Origin of the sequence: Bradyrhizobium sp. RDM12, assembly GCF_051917485.1 — a bacterium.
In the GTDB taxonomy this organism is placed as follows: Bacteria; Pseudomonadota; Alphaproteobacteria; order Rhizobiales; family Xanthobacteraceae; genus Bradyrhizobium.
In genome coordinates, this window is the sequence record NZ_CM133064.1 from 5508352 (window position 1) to 5526332 (window position 17981).

The following is a 17981-nucleotide window of genomic DNA, read 5'->3' on the forward strand; positions in this document are numbered from 1 at the left end:
GAGTCCGATCCGGGCTAAACTGCCGCAACCGATTCTCCGATTGGAAACTCCCCTTGGAAACCGCGCTTTATCTCCCCGTCAAACGCTTCCTCGAAGAGCTCGGCTTCTCCGTGAAGGGCGAGATCGGCGGCTGTGATCTCGTGGGCCTGAGCGCCGGCGATCCGCCGGTGGTGGTGATCGGCGAGCTCAAGCTCACGTTCAATCTCGAGCTGATCCTGCAGGCGGTCGATCGCGCGCCGGCCGGCGACGAAGTCTGGATCGCCGCAAGGATGTCGATCCGCGGCAAGGGCCGTGAGAGCGACGCACGTTATCGCAATCTGTGTCGGCGCCTCGGCTTCGGGATGCTCGGGGTGAGCGATAACGGCCAGGTCGAGGTGCTGGTGAAGCCACCGACGGCGGCACCCCGCCGCGAGCCGAAGACGCGCTCGCGGCTCGTGGCCGAACATCAGCGCCGCCAAGGGGATCCCGTGCTCGGCGGCAGTACGCGAGCGCCGATCATGACGGCATACCGGCAGCAGGCGCTGGCCTGCGCATCTGAGCTCGCTGCACGCCCGCGGCGCGTGCGCGAATTGCGCGAGCGCTGTCCCGATGCCGGCAAGATCTTGCTTAACAATGTGTATGGCTGGTTCGAGCGCGTAGACCGGGAATCTACGGGCTCACAGAGGCAGGACATGCGGCGCTGAAACGCTGGCCGCAGCAACGGGTTACGATCGATGCCGGTGTCGCGTCACCGCCGTGACACCCGACCGGTGCATAGCTGAGATGCCACACCGATTTCATATTGCAATGCAGCATGTCAGGCACTAGGTATTCCGGCATCCAAACGAGGCGGTTATGAGCGCAGACTGGAATACTAAATATGGCACGCGGCGCGTGCGCCACGATCCGCCCACCCTGGACGAGGCGATCTTCGCCGCCGTCGGCATCACCGACGACCAGGAGCAGCAGGCCGAGATCGCTGCTGCGCTAATGGGCATGCCACTCGACGCCGTTCAGGCCGAGGTCAAGAAGCAGGCGCGCACCAACAGCCGCATCACTGCGACGCGCGTGATCGCCGGTGAACAGGGTGCGCAGCGCTCGGTCGTGGTCGAACGCCGCGTTGTCCGCCGCTTCGGCAACGACAAGCGCACCGGCACCTGAGCGCTCATTGCTTTGCTCAATCAAATAGCGGACCGGCGTTGCCGGTCCGCTTTTTGATTCAGACGTTTGAATTTCAGGCCTTTGAATTTCAGGCCGCGCGATTGCCGTACATGCTGGAGATCAGCTTCCAGCAGGTTGAGTTGAAGTTGAGAATTGCGCGGCCGGCTTTGAACGGCCCCGCGGCGAGATCGGCGAACTCTGCCTCGGACGTCTTGCCAAGATCGATTGTGCCGGTGGATTCGCCATGCCGGAAAGCGAGATGCGCGCCGAACTTCTTGGCGAGCGCCCGCATGGCGTAATTCTCTGCTCCCGTGGTGATGCACAGGCTCTTGTAGCCCTTCCAGCGAGCTTCCGCGATCAGGCGGCTGAACAGCACGGTGCCGACGTTCTGGCGGCGGGCGGAGGCTTCCACGCTGAAGGCGACCTCGGGCAACGAATCGCCCTCCGGCGGATGCAGTTCGGCCGCGCCACGGACCACGCCATCGACGATATAGGCGACGATCACGGTGCCATCCTCGGCACAGCGCTCGGCGTAACGCTCGATGAAGCTGTCGTCGAGAAAACCGTTGAAACGGTCATGCCGGCTCTCGGCATCGAGCCTCAGCAGATGATCGCGCAACAGCGGCAATTCTTCCTGCTGGATCAGGGTCCGCACATAACCCGGAGCGGTGCGGACGGTGTCTTCAGGTACCACGTCAAAACTCCTCTTGGTGTCCCTCGAGGAGGCGTTCAGATCCCTAGACCTCCAATATTGTGCGTTGCAGCAAATTTTTCAAGACGGGAACCTGCTCAAGTTTGAGGCAGCGAGAACGTCTAATTCGTTAACAAAACCAAGCCTCCGTGGTCTTACAGGACCAGCTGCGTCTGGGTCACGACGGCGACCAGCTTGCCGTCCTCGGTCTCCATACGTGTAGTCCAGACCTGGGTCCGCCGGCCCCTATGGACCGGCGTGGCGGTGGCGACGACCGTGCTCCCCTCCTTGGCGCCGCCGATGAAATTGGTCTTGCTCTCCAAGGTGGTCGTGCCTTTGGCGTCCTCCGGCAGGTTGATCACGGTCGCCGCCGCACCGACGGAATCGGCAAACGCCATCACCGCGCCGCCGTGGACGGTGTGGTGCAGGGTGCAGAGATCGGGCCTGACAATCATCCGCGCCACCACGCGATCCTTCTCCGCTTCGACGAACTCGACGCCCTTGAGCTCGGCAAACGGCATCTTCATCGCTTTGACTTTCTCAAGCGGCGTCATCGGATCTCCTCCCAGTTCGTTCTGTTCTCAAGGTGAATTGTTCCGCGCGGCAAAGCAATGACGCCGGAGGTCATGGTCACCCGTGACGTGGGGCGAGCGCAACTCTATCGTCCGTCGTTGCAAGCGCAGCGAAGCAATCCGGAATCTTCCCGCGGATACATTCCTGCATCGCGTCGCTGAACTCGCAATGCCGGTTGAGGCAGCGTTCTTCCTCACGTTACCGCATTGACGACCTGATACTCTGGTCGCCGCCACACCTCACCTGCGATCACGTCCTCGATGATCTCGGCCGCCCGCACGATCTCGCTCTCGCCGATATACAACGGCGTGATCCCGAACCGCATGATGTCAGGCGCGCGGAAATCGCCGATGAGGCCGCGGGCGATCACGGCCTGCATGGCGGCGTAGCCGCCCTCGAAGGCGAACGAGACTTGCGAGCCGCGGCATTCGTGTGCGCGCGGGGTCACGAGCTTCAGGGATGGACAACGCCGTTCGACTTCCGTGATCAGGAGATCACCGAGCGCCAGCGAACGGGCGCGGACCTCCTCGATGTCGACGCGATCCCAGATGTCGAGCGAGGCTTCGAGCGCCGCCATTGCCAGCACCGGCGGCGTGCCGACGCGCATGCGCTCGACACCGCCCGCCGCTGCATAGCCAAGCTCGAACGCGAAGGGCTTGGCGTGGCCCATCCATCCGGACAGCGCGGCGCGCGCACTGGCGGCGTGACGCGGTGCGACGTAGAGGAAAGCCGGCGCGCCGGGGCCGGCATTGATATATTTGTAGGTGCAGCCGGCCGCAAAATCGACGCCGCAACCGGCGAGATCGACCGGCAGCGCGCCGGCCGAGTGGGCGAGATCCCAGACCGTGACGATGCCGAGCTCATGCGCCTTTGCGGTCAGCTTCGCCATGTCGTGACGGCGGCCGGTGCGGTAGTCGACCTCGGTGATGTACAGCACCGCGATCTCTTCCGACAGCGCGGCCTCGACTTCCTCTGGCGCCACCAGGCGCAATTGATGGCCTCGCCCGAGCGTCGCGATCAGGCCTTCGGCCATGTAGAGATCGGTCGGGAAATTGCCGGTGTCTGACAAGACCACCCTGCGCGTTGCGTTCATGTCGAGCGCGGCGGCGAGCGCTTGATAGACCTTGAGCGACAGCGTGTCGCCGACCATGACCGAACCCGCCTCCGCGCCGATCAGCCGCGCGATGCGGTCGCCGACGTGGCGCGGCTGGACATACCAGCCGGCGGTGTTCCAGGCACGGATCAGCTCGTTGCCCCACTCCGCCGTGATTACGCGGTTGACACGCTCGGCAACGCGAAGCGGCAATGCACCGAGCGAATTGCCGTCCAGATAGATCACGCCGTCGGGAAGGTGGAACAGCGCCCGTGTGTCGTCATAGACGCGAAGCTTGGTCATAGAAATCTCTACAGAATCGTGCGCACGCGCCAGAGCTCGGGAAACAACTCGACCTCGAGCATGCGTTTGAGATAGCTGACGCCGCCGGTGCCGCCGGTGCCACGCTTGAAGCCGATGACGCGCTCGACCGTCGTCACATGGTTGAACCGCCACCGCCGGAAATAATCCTCGAAATCGACCATCTTCTCGGCGAGCTCGTAGAGCATCCAGTGCGCCTCCGGCGCCTCGTAGACGATACGCCAGGCGTGAAGCACGTCTTCGTTGAAGCTGTGGGTCTCGCGAATGTCGCGCGAGAGCACAGCGGCCGGCATCTTGAGCCCGTTGCGGTCCGCGAGACGCAGCACCTCGTCATAGAGGCTCGGCGTCGCAAGCTCGTCCTCGAGCAGCTTCGTCGTCTCGGCATCGTGCGCGTGCGGCTTGAGCATGGCGTGATTGCGGTTGCCAAGCAGATATTCGATCAGCCGGTACTGCCGCGACTGGAAACCCGATGATTGCCCGAGCTGCGAGCGGAAGCGCGTGTATTCGCTCGGCGTCATGGTGCGCAGCACGTCCCAGGCGCCGTTGAGTTGCTCGAAGATGCGCGACATCCGCGCCAGCATCTTCATCGCGGGCTGCACCTCGTCTTTGGCGATGGCGCGGCGTGCGGCGCTGAGTTCGTGGATGGCAAGGCGCATCCACAGCTCCGTGGTCTGATGCTGGATGATGAACAGCATCTCGTCATGCGCTTCCGAGAGCGGATGCTGCGCACCGAGGATCGCATCCAGCGCCAGATAATCGCCGTAGGACATGCGCCGCGCGAAATCGGTCTCGGCGCCGTCGCTTGAAGGATCGTAATCGCTGGACGTCATGACAGGCCCTCTCGATCGATCATCCCTTTGCGCCCCGTCAGTCGAGGCCGATCAGCCGCGCTGTGATCGGCGACGACGGGTCCTTGAGCGCATCGATCACAGTGAAGTGATTCAGTCCGGGATCAACGACGAGACGCGTCGGCACGTCAAAGCCGGTCCAGACGTTGGCGAACAAGTCGGACTGGCGGACGAATTCGGGCCGCTCACTGCCGCCGACCCAGGCGGTTACAGGCGAATGTCCACGCGGCAGATGCAGCGCCGCGCTTTCGAGCGTCGCCTCCTCCACGGTCATGCGCAACGTCTCGTTCATCCTGGTCTTGAGCAGGGGCCGCAAATCGTGCAGCCCGCTGATCGAGAGCGTACCGGCGATGCGGCTGAAGACGGCGGGTTCGAGGCGGCTGTCGTCGCAGAGCATGCGGGTCACGAGATGGCCGCCGGCGGAATGGCCGGCAAGCCGGATCGGCCCCGCGACGAGCGACGCCGCCTTCGCGATCGCGGCGGTCATCTCCGCGGTGATATCAGAGATGTGCGCGGCCGGCGTCAGCGTGTAGCTCGGCAGCGCCACCGTCCAGCCATGGTGCCGGGCACCTTCGGCCAGATCGGTCCAGGTCGACTTGTCGAAGCGCATCCAGTAGCCGCCGTGCACGAATACGACGAGGCCCTTGCTGTCGCCGTCGGGCAGGATCAGGTCAAAACGTTGGCGCTCACCGGAGCCGTAGGCGATGTCGGGACGAAAGCCCTTCAACACGGCGCGGTAGGCCGCCGCCCGCTCCGCCCATTGCGCCGGCATCTTGTCCGAGCCCGGGATATGGGCCGAATTGGCGTAAGCATCATCCCAATCGCGCATCGTGACTCCCGCGGACTTGCCCAGCACACCGAGCGCCAGTGTGCCACCGGTCAGGCCCGCATCCTAGTCTTTCTTTTAAGCTTAAAGGATTCGACGGAGCCGGTGTTTCGGGCAACGTGGCCTCAATTTCAGAAGCGAGTGGGCAAAGCGGAGCGTGCCCACCATCGCTTGGAGTCGAGGAAACATGGCGGGCACGGCGCAAGGGCGCCTTTGCCCTCGACCGCAGCCTGGATTGCTTCGTCGCTTCGCTCCTCGCAATGACGGCGAGAGTCTTACGCCTTCTCCACCCCACACCATTCCGCGATGAACAGTGCCATCGCCTTTGTCGTCTTCTTCAGCGAGTCGAGATCGACATATTCGTTGAAGCCGTGCATCTCGCCGCCGCTGGCGCCGAAGCACAGGCTGGGGATGCCGTGGTTGAGGCCGTAGAAGCGGGTATCGGTGAGCGCGGTGAAGACGAGATCTTCGACTGCGCCGCCATAAACCGTATTAAAAGCTTTGCCGAATGCGGCTTCCGGCGCCGCGGAATCGGTCAGCTCATAGCCTTCCGACAGGAAGCCCGACCATTCGACCTCCGGCGGATTGTTGGCGAGGAAGCGATGGTTGCGCGAGGCAGCGGCAACGCAGGCCATGATCTCCTTCTGGTGATCGGCGACCGACCAACCCGGCAGGATGGCGATACGGCAATCGACGTCGCACCAGGCCGGCACGCTGGAGGCCCAATCGCCGCCCTTGATGATGCCGGGGTTGAAGTTGATGGGGTGGTTGAGCGTCTTGAAGTGACGGTCGGCCTTGGCGCGCTCGTTCCACTCGATCTCGAGCTTCTGTAGCGCGTGGACGAGGTGATACGCCGCCATGATCGCATTGGAGCCGGAGCCGGCAAAGGCCACGTGGGTCGGATGGCCCTTCACCCGCAGCCGAAACCAGATTACGCCCACCTGAGAGCGCACCATCTTGCCGGCGGTGGGTTCCGGGATGAAGCAGGCATCGGCGCGGTAGCCGCGCTGCAGCGTCGAGAGTGCGCCGACACCGGTGCTCTCCTCTTCGATGACTGATTGAAAGTGAATCCGCGCCGTCGGCCTGAGGCCGGCCGCCTTGATCGCGTCTAGCGCATAAAGCGCGCCGATGGTACCCGACTTCATGTCGCAGGCGCCGCGGCCGAACATCTTGCCGTCCTTGATGACAGGCGAGAACGGCGGTGTGTCCCACAGTTCCAGCGGCCCCGCGGGCACCACGTCGCAGTGCCCCTGAAGGATCAGCGATTTGCCGGCCTCGGTGTTCGGACGGTAGGTGCCGACCACCGTGCGTGCCCTGGAGAAATCATGCTCGATCGGGCCGAAGCCGCGCAGATCCTTGAGATCATCGACATTGATGTGCCAGTCGTCGACCTCGTAACCGCGCGCGCGCAGGAGGTCGCCGATCATATCCTGGCACGGTCCCTCCGCCCCGCGGGTCGAAGGGATCGCGACGAAATCGCGTGTGGTCGCAAGCTGGGCTTCGAAGCCGGCATCGACGGCGTCAAGAATCCTCTGCTGCATTTCGGCATTCATCAGGCAACTCCGGGCATCCATTTGGTCAAGGTGCGCGCAAGCTAGCCGATTTCAGCCGTTTGGGTACTCTACAAAATAAGCATCCCGCAATGCATCTTCGAGCAAGCGGCCTTCCGAATAGCCATTCAGCGTCGCCGGCCGGCTCACGCCATCGAGCAGCCGCGGGCACGGCTCCGGCGCGCCGAGAACGGTGCGGACCGGAATGCGCTCGGCGTAGATCGGCAATTCGTAGTCCTCATCGTCGTCGGCGACACCCTTGGCGCGGACTTTTGCGGAAGCTTCCTCGATCTCCATCGCGATGAAGGAGGTCGCCTTGATCTCCTGGGTGCTGCTGGCCCGCAGGCTTGCGGTCCGATCGGGGAAGAAGCGATCGACCATCGCGACCACGGCGCGCTCTTTCTCCGCCGGGTCGGTCACGAGATAGGCCGTGCCGAACGCCATCACGGCGCGGTAGTCGGCGGAATGATTGAAGCCGCAGCGCGCCAGCACGAGGCTGTCGAGATGGGCGACCGTCAGGCACACCCGCTCGCCCCTGGTCTGATTGCGCAGCATGCGGCTGGCGCTCGAGCCGTGCCAGTAGAGCTTGGTCCCCTCGCGCCAGAAGAAAGTCGGCGTGCAATAGGGCTGACCGTCTATGACATAGGAGACGTGGCACAGCATCGAGGAATCCAGGATGCGATGAACCGTCTCATGATCATAGAAGCCGCGATCGTGCCGGCGCTTCACCTGGTTGCGCGCCGAGGTCGGATAGAAATCTTGGCTCTCAGTCTGGCTCACGGCCGCTCCTCATCAGAAATGGAACAATCCCAGAGCAGTTGTAGCCCCGCATTTGGTCTGCGATAGTGCCAATTCCATGCAAAAAATTCCGACCAATTCTCTCGCTCCGGCCAAAGCCGAGCTGCCGCTCGATCTCTCCGGCCCGCACATCACCGCCGGCGCCTCCTCGGCGCACCGGCTGCACCAGGCGCTGTGCGAGATGATCGTCTCTGGCCTCGTCAAACCCGGCGAGCCGCTACCGCCCTCGCGCAAGCTGGCCAGGCAGACCGGCTTTCGGCGTAACGCGGTCGTCACGGCTTATGAGCGCCTGATCGCCGACGGGTTCGCGCAAGCGACCGTCGGCTCCGGCACGTTCGTCGCAGCGCGCATTCCCGCGCGTGCCGCCACACAGAAGAAGCCGAAGATGATCGTGGAGGCGCCGGGGCAAGGCGCGCTCTCGCTCGGCTGCACTCATATCGACGAGCGCGCGATACAGCGCTTTCGCGCTTTCGTTGGCCGACGCATGCGCGCCTTCGGGGCCGAGCATCTGCACTACGGCGATCCGCGTGGCGGCCGCGAGTTGCGCGTCGCGATCGCGGACCATCTGCTCTCCGCGCGGGGCTGCGCTGCGACCCCGACCAGATCATGCTCACGTCAGGAACGCTGCACACTCTGCGCATCGTTCTCGGCACGATCCTGAAATCCGGCGATCAGGTCTGGTGCGAGGACCCCGGCTATCCCGTCGCGCGCAGGACCGTCGCGCAATGCGGCTATCGCACCGTGCCCCTTCCCGTCGATGCCCATGGCCTGCAAATCGCGAGAGGCCGCGCCGCCGCACCGTCCGCACGCGCGGCCTATGTCACGCCGTCGCATCAGTTTCCGCTCGGCGTGCAGATGTCGATGCCGCGGCGGCTGGAGCTGCTCGACTGGGCGAAGCAGGCGGGCGCCTTCGTGTTGGAGGACGACTACGACAGCGAGTTCCGCTATGACGGCGCTCCGCTGATGTCGCTCGCCGGCATCGACCATCTCCAGCGCGTGATCTACATGGGCACGTTTGCCAAGACGCTGTTTCCGGGACTGCGCATCGGTTATTGCGCATTGCCCGAACGCCTGATCGGCGACGTCACGGCCGCCCGGGCCGCGCTCGACCGTTTTCCCGGAACGCTGATGGAAGGCGCGGTCGCCGACATGCTGAATTCGGGCGCGTTTGCCGCAAATTTGAAGCGCGTGCGCAAGCTGTACCGTGAGGCCCGCGATGCGCTGGCCGAAACGCTCGAAGCGGCATCGGATGGCGCGCTGTCGGTCCCGGTGCCGTCGCAGGGCCTGCATCTCGTCGCGCGATTCGATCCGGCCGTGGCGCCAGCGGTTGCGGCCGAAGCGAAACAGGCCGCGGGCGCGGAAGGCTGGCTGCTCGCCGACACCTATGCACGGGCGCGTCCCCTGCCCGGTTTCGTGCTGGGATTTTCGGGGCACGAGGTTCCATGCCTCGTCGCCTCCGCCGAACGGCTCGCGCGGGAAGCGCGTGCTGCCTTGCGCGCCAGAGGTAAGTCGACCGGGCGCGCATGACAAAGGTCTACTTTGAGAATCGTGTGCCGCTCCCTAGATTGCGGCATCGAGGCCGGGAACTCTCATCATGCCACTTCGCCACGTTGTCTGCTTGTCGCTCTTAATTTCAGCCACGCTCGCGACGACGGCGTACGCAGCCACGATAGGCCGCGAACAGGATATCGTCGATCTCAAGCTTGGTCAGCGCGTGATGGTGGATGACGGAACCTGCCCGGCCGGGCAGATCAAGGAAGTTCGCGGTTCGAAGATGAGCGACAAGGGTATCGTTCGAATCAGTTCTTGCGTCGCCCGGTACGGTCCGAAATCCAAGTAATCGTCAGGATTTCGCCGGGTCGAACATGCACTGCAAGGTCGGCTTGGCGATCTTGGTGAAGGTCGCGCCGATTTCGCTTTGCTTTGCCGCCGGCACCCAATCGGTTTCGATCGTGGGAACGCCGGTCTCGCTGATGCCGCGCAACAGCGCCTCGCGCAAGTCGCGATCCTCGACCACGGCCGCAGCATGATCATGCAGACACCCGCAGACCTCTTCCGGATGCTCCCAGCGCCCGAGCATGCGCGGGGCACATTGCCGCACGAATTCGGTGCGCGGGTCCGGCAATCGGCTCGGCGCGCGCACCTGTGCCTGGACGGAACTGATCGTCAGAAGGGAGAGGACCGCTGCAGCGCTGACACCAAGATGCATGATGGCTTTTGCCGACTGATTTTCTTGTTGCGGATCAGAAGCGCGCTGCAACAACGATTGGCTGCCGCGCGGTGGTCGTTATGGGCGAGCCGCTGTACTGGAAGGTGCCGATGCCAGGCAGATTGCCGTCCGGCGCGCCCGCGAACGAAGAACCGGCAAGCACGAACCCGATAGCAAGGATGAAGCTGAGCGCGCGCATGGACATGTCACCGAATCGCGTGGCCGGCGGTCTGCCGTCTTCGTTGTGAGGTTGATAACCATTTGCGGTTTCTCCCGTGATGCGCCCAAAGCCCAAAATGGTTTCGTTCCCGATGAAAATTATTTCGTCGCCCCCGTCCTGACGAAACAATTCCCGGAAAACCTCAATCATTTCAGATGGGCCGCGTGACGGTCTGAACCGGCTTGGGAGCAATCATCCATGCAGGTTGAGGTGGGGCGGTCACATCCATGACGTCAGCGCTTCAACATGCATTTTACATTTTTCTGCTGAAGAGACGCAAACGAGGTCGGTCCCACCCATGAACCCGAAGCTCGCCGGGCGCAACCAAAGCCTTTGAAAACCGAAAGGCCCGTCAACCGGGCACATGTGAGGACCATCATGGCGCAAGATCGCGCAACGGCGCGCGACGCAGCCGACTGGAACGACCGCGCGGATCAACGCGCCGCTTCGCCAGGGGCGATGGCTCTCCAATCATACCGCGGCTACGAGGCCGCGCCACAGGTGTTCGTCCGGCTCAGCGGCTCGCACCTTGTAAAACCGCGTGTCAGCCGCGATCACATCATTGAGTGAAGAAGTCGCCGCACTTCTGGACGTTCGCGTCGGTCGGTCCCCACGGCATGATCGGCACCGTCGAGGTCGAGTTCTTCGGCGATCCCTCGATCAGCTTGTCCGAATAGAGCATGTAGACGAGCACATTCCGCTTGGCGTCGCAGCCTCGCACGATCTGCATCTTCTTGAAGAAGAGCGAACGGCGCTTGCGGAACATATCGTCGCCCTGTTCCATCTTGTCCCTGAACTTGATCGGACCGATCTGGCGGCAGGCGAGCGAGACGTCAGAAACCTCCTCGGCAAGACCGAGCCAGCCCTTGAAGCCGCCCTTTTCCGGCACCCTAAAATGGCAGGCCACGCCCTCGACCTCGGGGTCGTCGAGGCCATAGGTCGCGAGCTTGTCATTCGGGCTCACCCATTTGAACACGGTGGAGCGGCGAAAGATCAGATCCGGTTCGTCGGCGGCCCGCGCGACGCGGCCGGCATGGCCAGAACAAGGAGAAATAAAGCGAGATCTTTCAAGCGGATGCCCGAACGACCGGTGAAACGAGATGACATGAAGTTCTCCGAGAACAAGTCCCGGCAACGTAAGTATGGAGTCATCATTCAGGAAGATGATGGCGGCCAGGCGCGGCGGCCGTTTACCGCTCCGTGAGGCTTTTTTGCTACGTCTTGGACAAAATGTACCTGATGGCAGAACTGCCCTGCTGGTGAACGCGTATCCCCTCTGCGAGACTAATGTCTAATTTGGATTACGGATTCGAGGAATGACTAGCGTGAACGGGTCCCGTTTTGCTGCCGCGCCGGCATGGCTGTGGCAGTTCGCCGTTCTGACGGCCGCGGGTACGATCGCTACGGCCAGCCGGGCAGAAGCAGCGTTCTATTACACGCCGGATTATTCGGACGGGTCGTACTATTCACGGCCGGTGCGACATCCCGACGAGCCGCAGCAGAGGCCGCTCAAGCGCGGCTCGGCAGCCAAGAACAAGAACGCGGCGCGCGTCGAGAAGGAGACCGGCGCGAAGCCGCAGGGTCCGCTCGTCATCGTTGTCTCGATCAACCGGCAGAAAGTGACCATCTACGACTCCAACGGCATATTCGCGGAGTCGCCGGTGTCGACCGGCATGAAGGGCCACTCGACGCCGATGGGGGTGTTCAGCGTCATCCAGAAGCACAAATTCCACCACTCCAACATCTACAGCGGCGCGCCGATGCCGTACATGCAGCGGATCACGTGGTCCGGTATCGCCATGCATGCCGGCGTACTGCCGGGCTATCCGGCCTCACACGGCTGCATCCGTATGCCCATGGCATTCGCGGTAAAGATGTGGAACTGGACCAAGATGGGCGCGCGCGTGATCGTCACGCCCGGCCAGATCACGCCGCAAAGCTTCTCGCATCCCATGCTCACCTCGCTGCGCGTCCCGCCGCAGCCGGCTGCAAGCCTCGAGCCGACAACGAGCGTTGGCGAGAAAGCCGACAAGAGTGCGCCTGACACCAAGGTCACGGACGCCAAGCCCGTCGAGACCAAGTCATCTGAGACGAAGACCGCCAGCGCCGAGGGCATGCTCGAGCTGCGCTCCACGGTCGGCCATACCGTGATGTCGGATGTGACCACGGGCAATGCGGCGGTCCGCGAGGAAGCGGCCGAGATCGAAGTCAAGCCTGACACCAAGTTCGCCGAGGCCTCCGCGCCGGCCAAGCAGCCCGAGGCGGCGACGAGCGACGAAGCGAAGCCTGGGGAAGCTGCCGAGGCGAATTCGGACGACAAGCCGGCTGACAAGATCGAGGCCGCGAAGTCCGAGCCAGCCAAAGCTGACGCGGCTACGACCGAGAACAAGCCCGATGCGGCGGTGACGGCAATTGCGCCCGCGCTGGCCGCTTCGCCAGACGCGAAGAACGACCAGACCGGCGTCGCCGATCCCGCGCCGTCCGTGAAGCCGGACCTGCCGAAGCGGACCGGTCAGATTGCGGTGTTCATCAGCCGGAAGGATTCCAAGCTCTACGTGCGGCAGAATTTTGCGCCGTTATTCGAGGTGCCCGTGACGATCGCGGCAAGCGACCGGCCGCTCGGCACTCACGTTTTCACCGCCGAGATCGACAAGACTGATTCCAATGCGCTGCATTGGTCCGTGGTGTCTCTGCCCGTTGCCGTTCGTGCCGCCGCGCGCGAGGACGATGGTCGCGCCACGCGCCGCCAGCGCGGCGCCGCCGTGATCCCTATCGCCGCAAAATCGGTGATCACGCCGGATAGCCCGACCGAGGCTCTGGATCGCATCACGATCCCTGCCGACGCCATCGCGAAGATCAACGAGATGCTCACCATGGGCGGCTCCGTCATCGTCTCCGACCAAGGCATCAACCAGGGCGAGACCGGCGAAGGCACCGACTTCATCGTCCGCCTGTACTAGCTTGGTACCGCGTCAGATAACGCGGTGTTGAGCGGGCCGGCCGTCTCGCCGGAGTAAGCTCGGTGCCGGATCACATCTGGAGGACGCCGCGCCACGGCCGAGGGCAGTTCCGACGCGGAACTTCCACAAGTGCCTGATCGTCGGCTCTCGAGCCTCCAGACACGCGCGCATCAAGACGGCAATTGCCAAGGCCCTCGCGGACAGCTGAGGGGCCTCGCCCAAACAGGCCTGGGCACAATTGGGGCTAGGCGCCAAACAGCCGTTGCAATGGCGATGGGCCTCCAACTAGGCTAGGATGATCAGGGGCAGGATGGGTTTTACCGGAGGCGAAAAGCCGCGGCGGAACAACGGGATCAATCTCGAGGACAACACCATGCGTGTGGCGGCAACACTGATTTTGGCAAGCGCGATGTCGGTTGCGCTGACAGGCGCGGCATGGTCGCAGACCCCGGCCGCGAAACCCGCAGCCGCCACCCAGGCCGCCCCCGCGGCCAAACCCGCCGCTGCTGCGGCTCCGGCACCCGCTGCAGCGCCTGCCGCAGCGCCCGCGGCACAAGCCGCCGCGTTCCCGCCCCCGCCGCAACAGGCACCGCAGCCGGCGCGCGCGGCCTGTAACAATCCGAACGCGCTGGGCGTTGCCCGCACCGTGGAAATCGACACCACGGGCGGTCCCGGCTTCGGCTTCGAGCATTTCAAGGAACTCGACTTCCTGCGCGACAAGGAGGTCGTTCTGACCTTCGACGACGGTCCCTGGCCGCACAACACGCCCGCCGTGCTGAAGGCGCTCGCCGACCAGTGCACCACCGGCATCTTCTTCTCGATCGGCAAGCACGCCACCTACGAGCCGGAGCTCCTGAAGCAGGTCTACGCGGCCGGCCACACCATCGGCACCCACACCTGGTCGCACGCCAACCTCAACAACAAGAAGCTGACCGAAGCGCAGCGGAAGGAAGAGATCGAGAAGGGCATCAGCGCCGTGAAATGGGCGCTCGGCGGCATCTCGCCTGCAGCGTTCTTCCGCTTCCCGGCGCTGCAGCATCCGCCGGAGATGGTCACCTATCTCGGCAACCGCAACGTCGCGATCTTCTCCTGCGACATCGACTCCTTCGACTTCAAGGCTTCGAAGCCCGAGAAGGTGATCGACACGGTGATGAAGGGGCTCGAGAAGAAGGGCAAGGGGATCCTCCTGATGCACGACTTCCAGAAGCACACCGCGGAAGCCCTGCCCGAGCTTCTGAACCGTCTCAACGCCGGCGGCTACAAGGTGGTGGCGATGCGCGCCAAGGCGCCGGTCGCCTCGCTGCCCGAATACGATCAGGAATTGATGAAGGACGTCAAGCTGCCGACGGTGAGCACGCGCCCGGTCAATTCCGTGGTGACAACCGTTTCCGAATAGAAGTCGCTTGTCTTACCATTTCGAAGGGTACGTCATCATCTCGGCGGACGGCATGCTTGCCGACGCGAGCCGCGTCATGCCCGACAGTCTGAAGTTCAAAGGCGACAAGCTGTTCTTCGAGCAGGCGCTCGACGGCGCGGCGCTGATCGTACACGGGCGCAACTCGTATGAGCAGCAGCCGAACTCGCCCAAGCGCAAGCGGCTGATCACCACCCGGAAGATCAAGGCGCTCACCGTCGATCCGGAGATGCCGAACGCGACGCTGTGGAATCCGGCCCATGCGAGCTTCGAGCAGGCTGCCGCCTTTGCCGATGTCGCCTCGGGACGAATCGCGGTCATCGGCGGCCCCCTCATGTTCGACCTGTTCATGGACCGCTTCGACACGTTCTGGCTGTCGGAAGCCCCGCATGTGCGGCTGCCCGGCGGCGAAGGCTGTTTTGCGGGCGTGCCGGAGCGGACGCCGCACGAGGTGCTGGCGTCGCATGGGATGAAGCCGGGCACGCCGTATCTGCTCGACGCGGCGCACGACGTGACCGTCACGCCGTGGCGGGCCGCCAGACGCTCCACCTGAAACGCGCAAAACAACCCCATGCACAGTACCGGTGCTGTGATACCCGCGTACAATGCGTAGGCTTGCCATGCATGAGGCTTACTGCACGGCGGGTCTGGCCAAGCTGCGCGCCTCGAGTTCAGCGCGCACGTCCTGGAGCACGCCGGTCCAATCGCCGGGGTGAATTTGCCGGAATTGCCGCAGCGTCGGATACCAGGGGCTGCCGTCGCGGTCGAGCAACCACCGCCAGCACCGATCGAAGCGATTGAGCAGCCAGACCGGGCGGCCGAGTGCTCCCGCGAGATGCGCCACCCCGTATCGACACTGATGACCAGATCAAGCGCCTCGATCAGCCCTGCGGTTTCACCGAAATCGTGGAGATCGTCCGTCCAGTCGTGCAAGGCCAGACCCGCCGGCGGCGACTGGCTGGCCACCGGTCCTTTCTGCAGTGAGACGAAACTCACCCCCGCCAGGTCCGCCAGCTCGAAAATCGTTCGAGCGGAATCGACCGGCGCCGGTCGCCGCTCATCGTCTGATTGCCGGCCCAGACGAGACCGACCCGCAAGCCATCGAACTGCCCCACGCGCTCGCGCCAGGCCGCCACGCGTTGCGGATCGGCCCGGAGATAGGATGCCTCCGCGGGATGGTTTCGAGAGTGATGCCAAGGGCCCGCGGCAGACTCAACAGCGGACAATGCAGATCGAATGGCGGCAGAGAATCGCCCCGCGCGACGATGCGCTCGATTCCGGCAGCCCCGTCAGCAGCGGCAGCAATGGCCGCTGAACCTCGAGAACGATCCGCCGCCCCGCCGCAATGGCCGGCACGAAGCGACAGAACTGGAGCGTGTCGCCCAGGCCCTGCTCCGCATGCAGCAGCAGGACCCGATCACCGATATCTCCTCCATCCCAGAGCGGCTGGCGGAAGCCGCGCAGATGCGGCTTTTTCGTCTCCTGCTTCCACCGCCACTCATATTCCCGCCAGCCTTCGTCGAACTGGCCGGCCAGCAACAGCGTGATCGCAAGATTGAAATGCGCGTCGGCATAATCCGGCTTTTGCGACACCGCCGTTCGCAAGCTCTGAATGGCTTCATCAGGGCGCCCAAGATCGTACAGCAGCGTGCCGAGATTGTTGAGCGCCTCCGGCCAGAGCGGATTGCGATCGAGAGCTGCCCGATAGCAGGACTCCGCGTCGTGGAAACGACCGGACTCGCGAAGGGCGTTGCCCAGGATCAATTGCGCCGGAACATAGTCCGGCTTCAGACGCAAAGCTTCCTGCAGCATGCTTCCGCCTCTTCCGACCGTCCCCGGAGACGCAGCAGGTCGCCGAGATTGTTCAAGGCCTCGGGGAAATTAGGCCGGAGTTTGCAGGCTTCGCGAAGATTGAGCTCGGCGTCGTCGAGGCGCCCCAGCTTGATGAGAAGACCACCAAGATTGTTATGGGCTTCCGCAAATCCCGGGTTGAGGCGCAGCGCCTCGCGATAGCAATGTTCGCATTCCTCGAAGGCGGCGAGATCGAACAGCACGGCCCCAAGATTGCAATGGGCCTCCGCAAATTCCGGCCTTTGCCGCAGCACCTGCCGAAACTCGCTGATCGCATCGTCGAATTGTTTCCGTCTCACCAGCAGATTGGCGAGATGGAAACGGGCATCGACCTGAGCGCGAACTGCAGCGAGATCGAGGCCAACGGGATGTCGCAGCACGAGCCGGTACTGGGCCTCCTCGCTTGCGACATCCCCGCATTCACCAAGCAGGAGACCAAGCTGAATGTGCGTATCCAGATTGTCGGGCTGATGCAGCAGCGCTTCCCGATAGCTCGCGATGGCCTCGCCCCTGCGTCCGAGCGCGCGTAGAGCGACAGCCATGTTGCTGTGATAGAGGCTGTTGCGCGGCTGGAGGCCGACGGCACGAACGAAGAGATCGAGCGCCCTGTCGGGGTGACCCGTCTGCAGCGAAGCAACCCCAGGAGAAAAATACTGTCCGTATGATCCGGCTCGGATGCCAGTATCTGCCGATAAATCGCCTGCGCTTGCGGCAAGCGGCCCGCGCGATGATGTGCAAGACCGGCCTCGAGCGAGAGAGAAACTGACGGCGCTTCAGCAAACATTCCGGGGGGTTCCATCATCGATGCGATGACTCGCTCCCCATCATCCTGCAGCAACGATCTTGCGCGAAGCTGGGCACACCGCGAGCGTCCGGGCCTCGAGCTACGGAACCTACACGTCCCCGTAGGCCGTTTCGGCCGAACGCGTGGCGCGGCCGTAGCCCATGATCATGAAGAGCGCGCCGATGATCGAGATATTCTTTAGCGCGTCGATCACCATCTTGGCATTGTCAGGCGCCGGCTGATTCCAGAAGTCGTAGAACAGGACGGTCGACGCCGCGGTGTAGATGATCAGCAGCATCGCGAAGAAGCGCGCGCCGAAATTCAGCGCAATCATCAGGCCTGCGATGATCTCGAGCCCACCGAGCGCGATCGCCAAAAGCTGCGGCGTCGTCATCGCAGTCGCCGCCTCCACCTGCTTGGCGTAGGGCGCGATCACATCGGGCACCACGACCTTGGTGGCGATGAAATCGGCGGTCGCCTGGATGGCGATCAGTTTCGTCGCGCCCGTGTAGATGAACAGCACGGCGAACAGGATTCGCCCGAAAGTCACGAACGCTGGCATGGTCGGCCTCTTGGCTCAGGCGTTTTGAAATCGGCGTCTTGACGAGAGTACCGCGCGATTATGAAGACTAGTGCGCCGGTTTACAAACGGGGAAATGGCGAACTGCGAGTAATTCAAAGTTGGCGGCGAAGACGGTGCCTT

At 63.6% G+C, this 17981-nt stretch carries 20 protein-coding genes and 2 pseudogenes; 8 read left to right on the forward strand and 14 right to left on the reverse strand.

The features are described from left to right. Nucleotides 1-53: 53 nt before the first annotated feature. Both ACTGJ9_RS27075 and ACTGJ9_RS27080 read left to right on the forward strand, forming a co-directional pair. Nucleotides 54-739, forward strand: a pseudogene (locus tag ACTGJ9_RS27075) (DUF2161 domain-containing phosphodiesterase). A gap of 95 nt (nucleotides 740-834) precedes the next feature. Then, nucleotides 835-1140: a hypothetical protein gene (locus ACTGJ9_RS27080; protein ID WP_456673573.1), complete on the forward strand. Its 306-nt coding sequence runs from the start codon at nucleotides 835-837 to the stop codon at nucleotides 1138-1140. An 88-nt stretch (nucleotides 1141-1228) separates the two neighbouring features. Here ACTGJ9_RS27080 and ACTGJ9_RS27085 read toward each other — a convergent pair whose 3' ends face one another. The 7 genes from ACTGJ9_RS27085 to ACTGJ9_RS27115 all read right to left on the reverse strand — a co-directional run bounded on the left by ACTGJ9_RS27085 (nucleotide 1229) and on the right by ACTGJ9_RS27115 (nucleotide 7822). Then, a complete protein-coding gene (locus ACTGJ9_RS27085; RefSeq protein ID WP_456673574.1) occupies nucleotides 1229-1834 on the reverse strand; it encodes an N-acetyltransferase family protein in 606 nt (201 codons plus the stop codon). Between the two features lie 152 nt (nucleotides 1835-1986). After that, nucleotides 1987-2385, reverse strand: a complete 399-nt coding sequence (locus ACTGJ9_RS27090) for a PaaI family thioesterase (protein ID WP_456673575.1) — start codon at nucleotides 2383-2385, stop codon at nucleotides 1987-1989. A gap of 212 nt (nucleotides 2386-2597) precedes the next feature. Beyond that, on the reverse strand, nucleotides 2598-3800 hold the full coding sequence (gene kynU / locus ACTGJ9_RS27095) for a kynureninase (RefSeq protein ID WP_456673576.1): 1203 nt from the start codon (nucleotides 3798-3800) through the stop codon (nucleotides 2598-2600). A gap of 8 nt (nucleotides 3801-3808) precedes the next feature. Beyond that, the gene (gene kynA, locus ACTGJ9_RS27100) at nucleotides 3809-4648 is read right to left on the reverse strand and encodes a tryptophan 2,3-dioxygenase (RefSeq protein WP_456673577.1); all 840 of its coding nucleotides are present in this window, start codon (nucleotides 4646-4648) and stop codon (nucleotides 3809-3811) included. Nucleotides 4649-4685: 37 nt separating this feature from the next. Continuing rightward, the gene (locus ACTGJ9_RS27105) at nucleotides 4686-5495 is read right to left on the reverse strand and encodes an alpha/beta hydrolase (RefSeq protein WP_456673578.1); all 810 of its coding nucleotides are present in this window, start codon (nucleotides 5493-5495) and stop codon (nucleotides 4686-4688) included. A 272-nt stretch (nucleotides 5496-5767) separates the two neighbouring features. Further along, nucleotides 5768-7045 (reverse strand): ArgE/DapE family deacylase, encoded by a 1278-nt coding sequence (locus tag ACTGJ9_RS27110; RefSeq protein WP_456673579.1) that lies wholly within the window; start codon nucleotides 7043-7045, stop codon nucleotides 5768-5770. A 51-nt stretch (nucleotides 7046-7096) separates the two neighbouring features. Next, a complete protein-coding gene (locus ACTGJ9_RS27115; protein WP_456673580.1) occupies nucleotides 7097-7822 on the reverse strand; it encodes a pyridoxamine 5'-phosphate oxidase family protein in 726 nt (241 codons plus the stop codon). Nucleotides 7823-7898: 76 nt separating this feature from the next. Between ACTGJ9_RS27115 and pdxR the strand changes: the two are divergent. Next, nucleotides 7899-9367: pseudogene (pdxR, locus tag ACTGJ9_RS27120) on the forward strand (MocR-like pyridoxine biosynthesis transcription factor PdxR). Between the two features lie 67 nt (nucleotides 9368-9434). Continuing rightward, nucleotides 9435-9680, forward strand: a complete 246-nt coding sequence (locus ACTGJ9_RS27125) for a DUF6719 family protein (protein WP_456673581.1) — start codon at nucleotides 9435-9437, stop codon at nucleotides 9678-9680. Between the two features lie 3 nt (nucleotides 9681-9683). On the opposite strand, the gene ACTGJ9_RS27130 is transcribed toward ACTGJ9_RS27125, so the two are convergent. Continuing rightward, the gene (locus ACTGJ9_RS27130) at nucleotides 9684-10049 is read right to left on the reverse strand and encodes a hypothetical protein (RefSeq protein ID WP_456678639.1); all 366 of its coding nucleotides are present in this window, start codon (nucleotides 10047-10049) and stop codon (nucleotides 9684-9686) included. A gap of 34 nt (nucleotides 10050-10083) precedes the next feature. Further along, complete coding sequence (locus tag ACTGJ9_RS27135) at nucleotides 10084-10419, reverse strand: hypothetical protein (RefSeq protein ID WP_456673582.1); 336 nt, start codon at nucleotides 10417-10419, stop codon at nucleotides 10084-10086. Between the two features lie 228 nt (nucleotides 10420-10647). On the opposite strand from ACTGJ9_RS27135, the gene ACTGJ9_RS27140 reads away from it, so the two are divergent. Beyond that, nucleotides 10648-10839 carry a hypothetical protein gene (locus ACTGJ9_RS27140; protein ID WP_456673583.1) on the forward strand — a complete coding sequence of 64 codons (192 nt, stop codon included), beginning with the start codon at nucleotides 10648-10650 and terminating at the stop codon, nucleotides 10837-10839. Here the strand turns inward: ACTGJ9_RS27140 and ACTGJ9_RS27145 are convergent. Beyond that, nucleotides 10829-11323: a CreA family protein gene (locus ACTGJ9_RS27145; RefSeq protein WP_456678640.1), complete on the reverse strand. Its 495-nt coding sequence runs from the start codon at nucleotides 11321-11323 to the stop codon at nucleotides 10829-10831. The two genes, ACTGJ9_RS27140 and ACTGJ9_RS27145, sit on opposite strands and share 11 nt — an antisense overlap. Nucleotides 11324-11585: 262 nt before the next feature. Between ACTGJ9_RS27145 and ACTGJ9_RS27150 the strand changes: the two genes are divergently transcribed. The 3 genes from ACTGJ9_RS27150 (at nucleotide 11586) to ACTGJ9_RS27160 (ending at nucleotide 15196) form a co-directional block, all read left to right on the forward strand. Then, nucleotides 11586-13229: a L,D-transpeptidase family protein gene (locus ACTGJ9_RS27150; RefSeq protein WP_456673584.1), complete on the forward strand. Its 1644-nt coding sequence runs from the start codon at nucleotides 11586-11588 to the stop codon at nucleotides 13227-13229. 373 nt (nucleotides 13230-13602) lie between these two features. Further along, the gene (locus tag ACTGJ9_RS27155; protein WP_456678641.1) at nucleotides 13603-14625 is read left to right on the forward strand and encodes a polysaccharide deacetylase family protein; all 1023 of its coding nucleotides are present in this window, start codon (nucleotides 13603-13605) and stop codon (nucleotides 14623-14625) included. A 7-nt stretch (nucleotides 14626-14632) separates the two neighbouring features. After that, the gene (locus tag ACTGJ9_RS27160) at nucleotides 14633-15196 is read left to right on the forward strand and encodes a dihydrofolate reductase (RefSeq protein WP_456673585.1); all 564 of its coding nucleotides are present in this window, start codon (nucleotides 14633-14635) and stop codon (nucleotides 15194-15196) included. A gap of 78 nt (nucleotides 15197-15274) precedes the next feature. On the opposite strand, the gene ACTGJ9_RS27165 is transcribed toward ACTGJ9_RS27160, so the two are convergent. The 4 genes from ACTGJ9_RS27165 to ACTGJ9_RS27180 form a co-directional block, all read right to left on the reverse strand. Next, nucleotides 15275-15487, reverse strand: a complete 213-nt coding sequence (locus tag ACTGJ9_RS27165) for a hypothetical protein (protein ID WP_456673586.1) — start codon at nucleotides 15485-15487, stop codon at nucleotides 15275-15277. A gap of 368 nt (nucleotides 15488-15855) precedes the next feature. After that, nucleotides 15856-16455, reverse strand: a complete 600-nt coding sequence (locus ACTGJ9_RS27170; protein WP_456673587.1) for a tetratricopeptide repeat protein — start codon at nucleotides 16453-16455, stop codon at nucleotides 15856-15858. Further along, entirely contained in the window at nucleotides 16431-17171 is a 741-nt protein-coding gene (locus ACTGJ9_RS27175; RefSeq protein WP_456678642.1) for a tetratricopeptide repeat protein, read from the reverse strand. Before ACTGJ9_RS27175 ends, ACTGJ9_RS27170 begins: the two co-directional genes overlap by 25 nt. 216 nt (nucleotides 17172-17387) lie before the next feature. Beyond that, on the reverse strand, nucleotides 17388-17840 hold the full coding sequence (locus ACTGJ9_RS27180) for a DoxX family protein (protein ID WP_456673588.1): 453 nt from the start codon (nucleotides 17838-17840) through the stop codon (nucleotides 17388-17390). Nucleotides 17841-17981 lie beyond the last annotated feature (141 nt).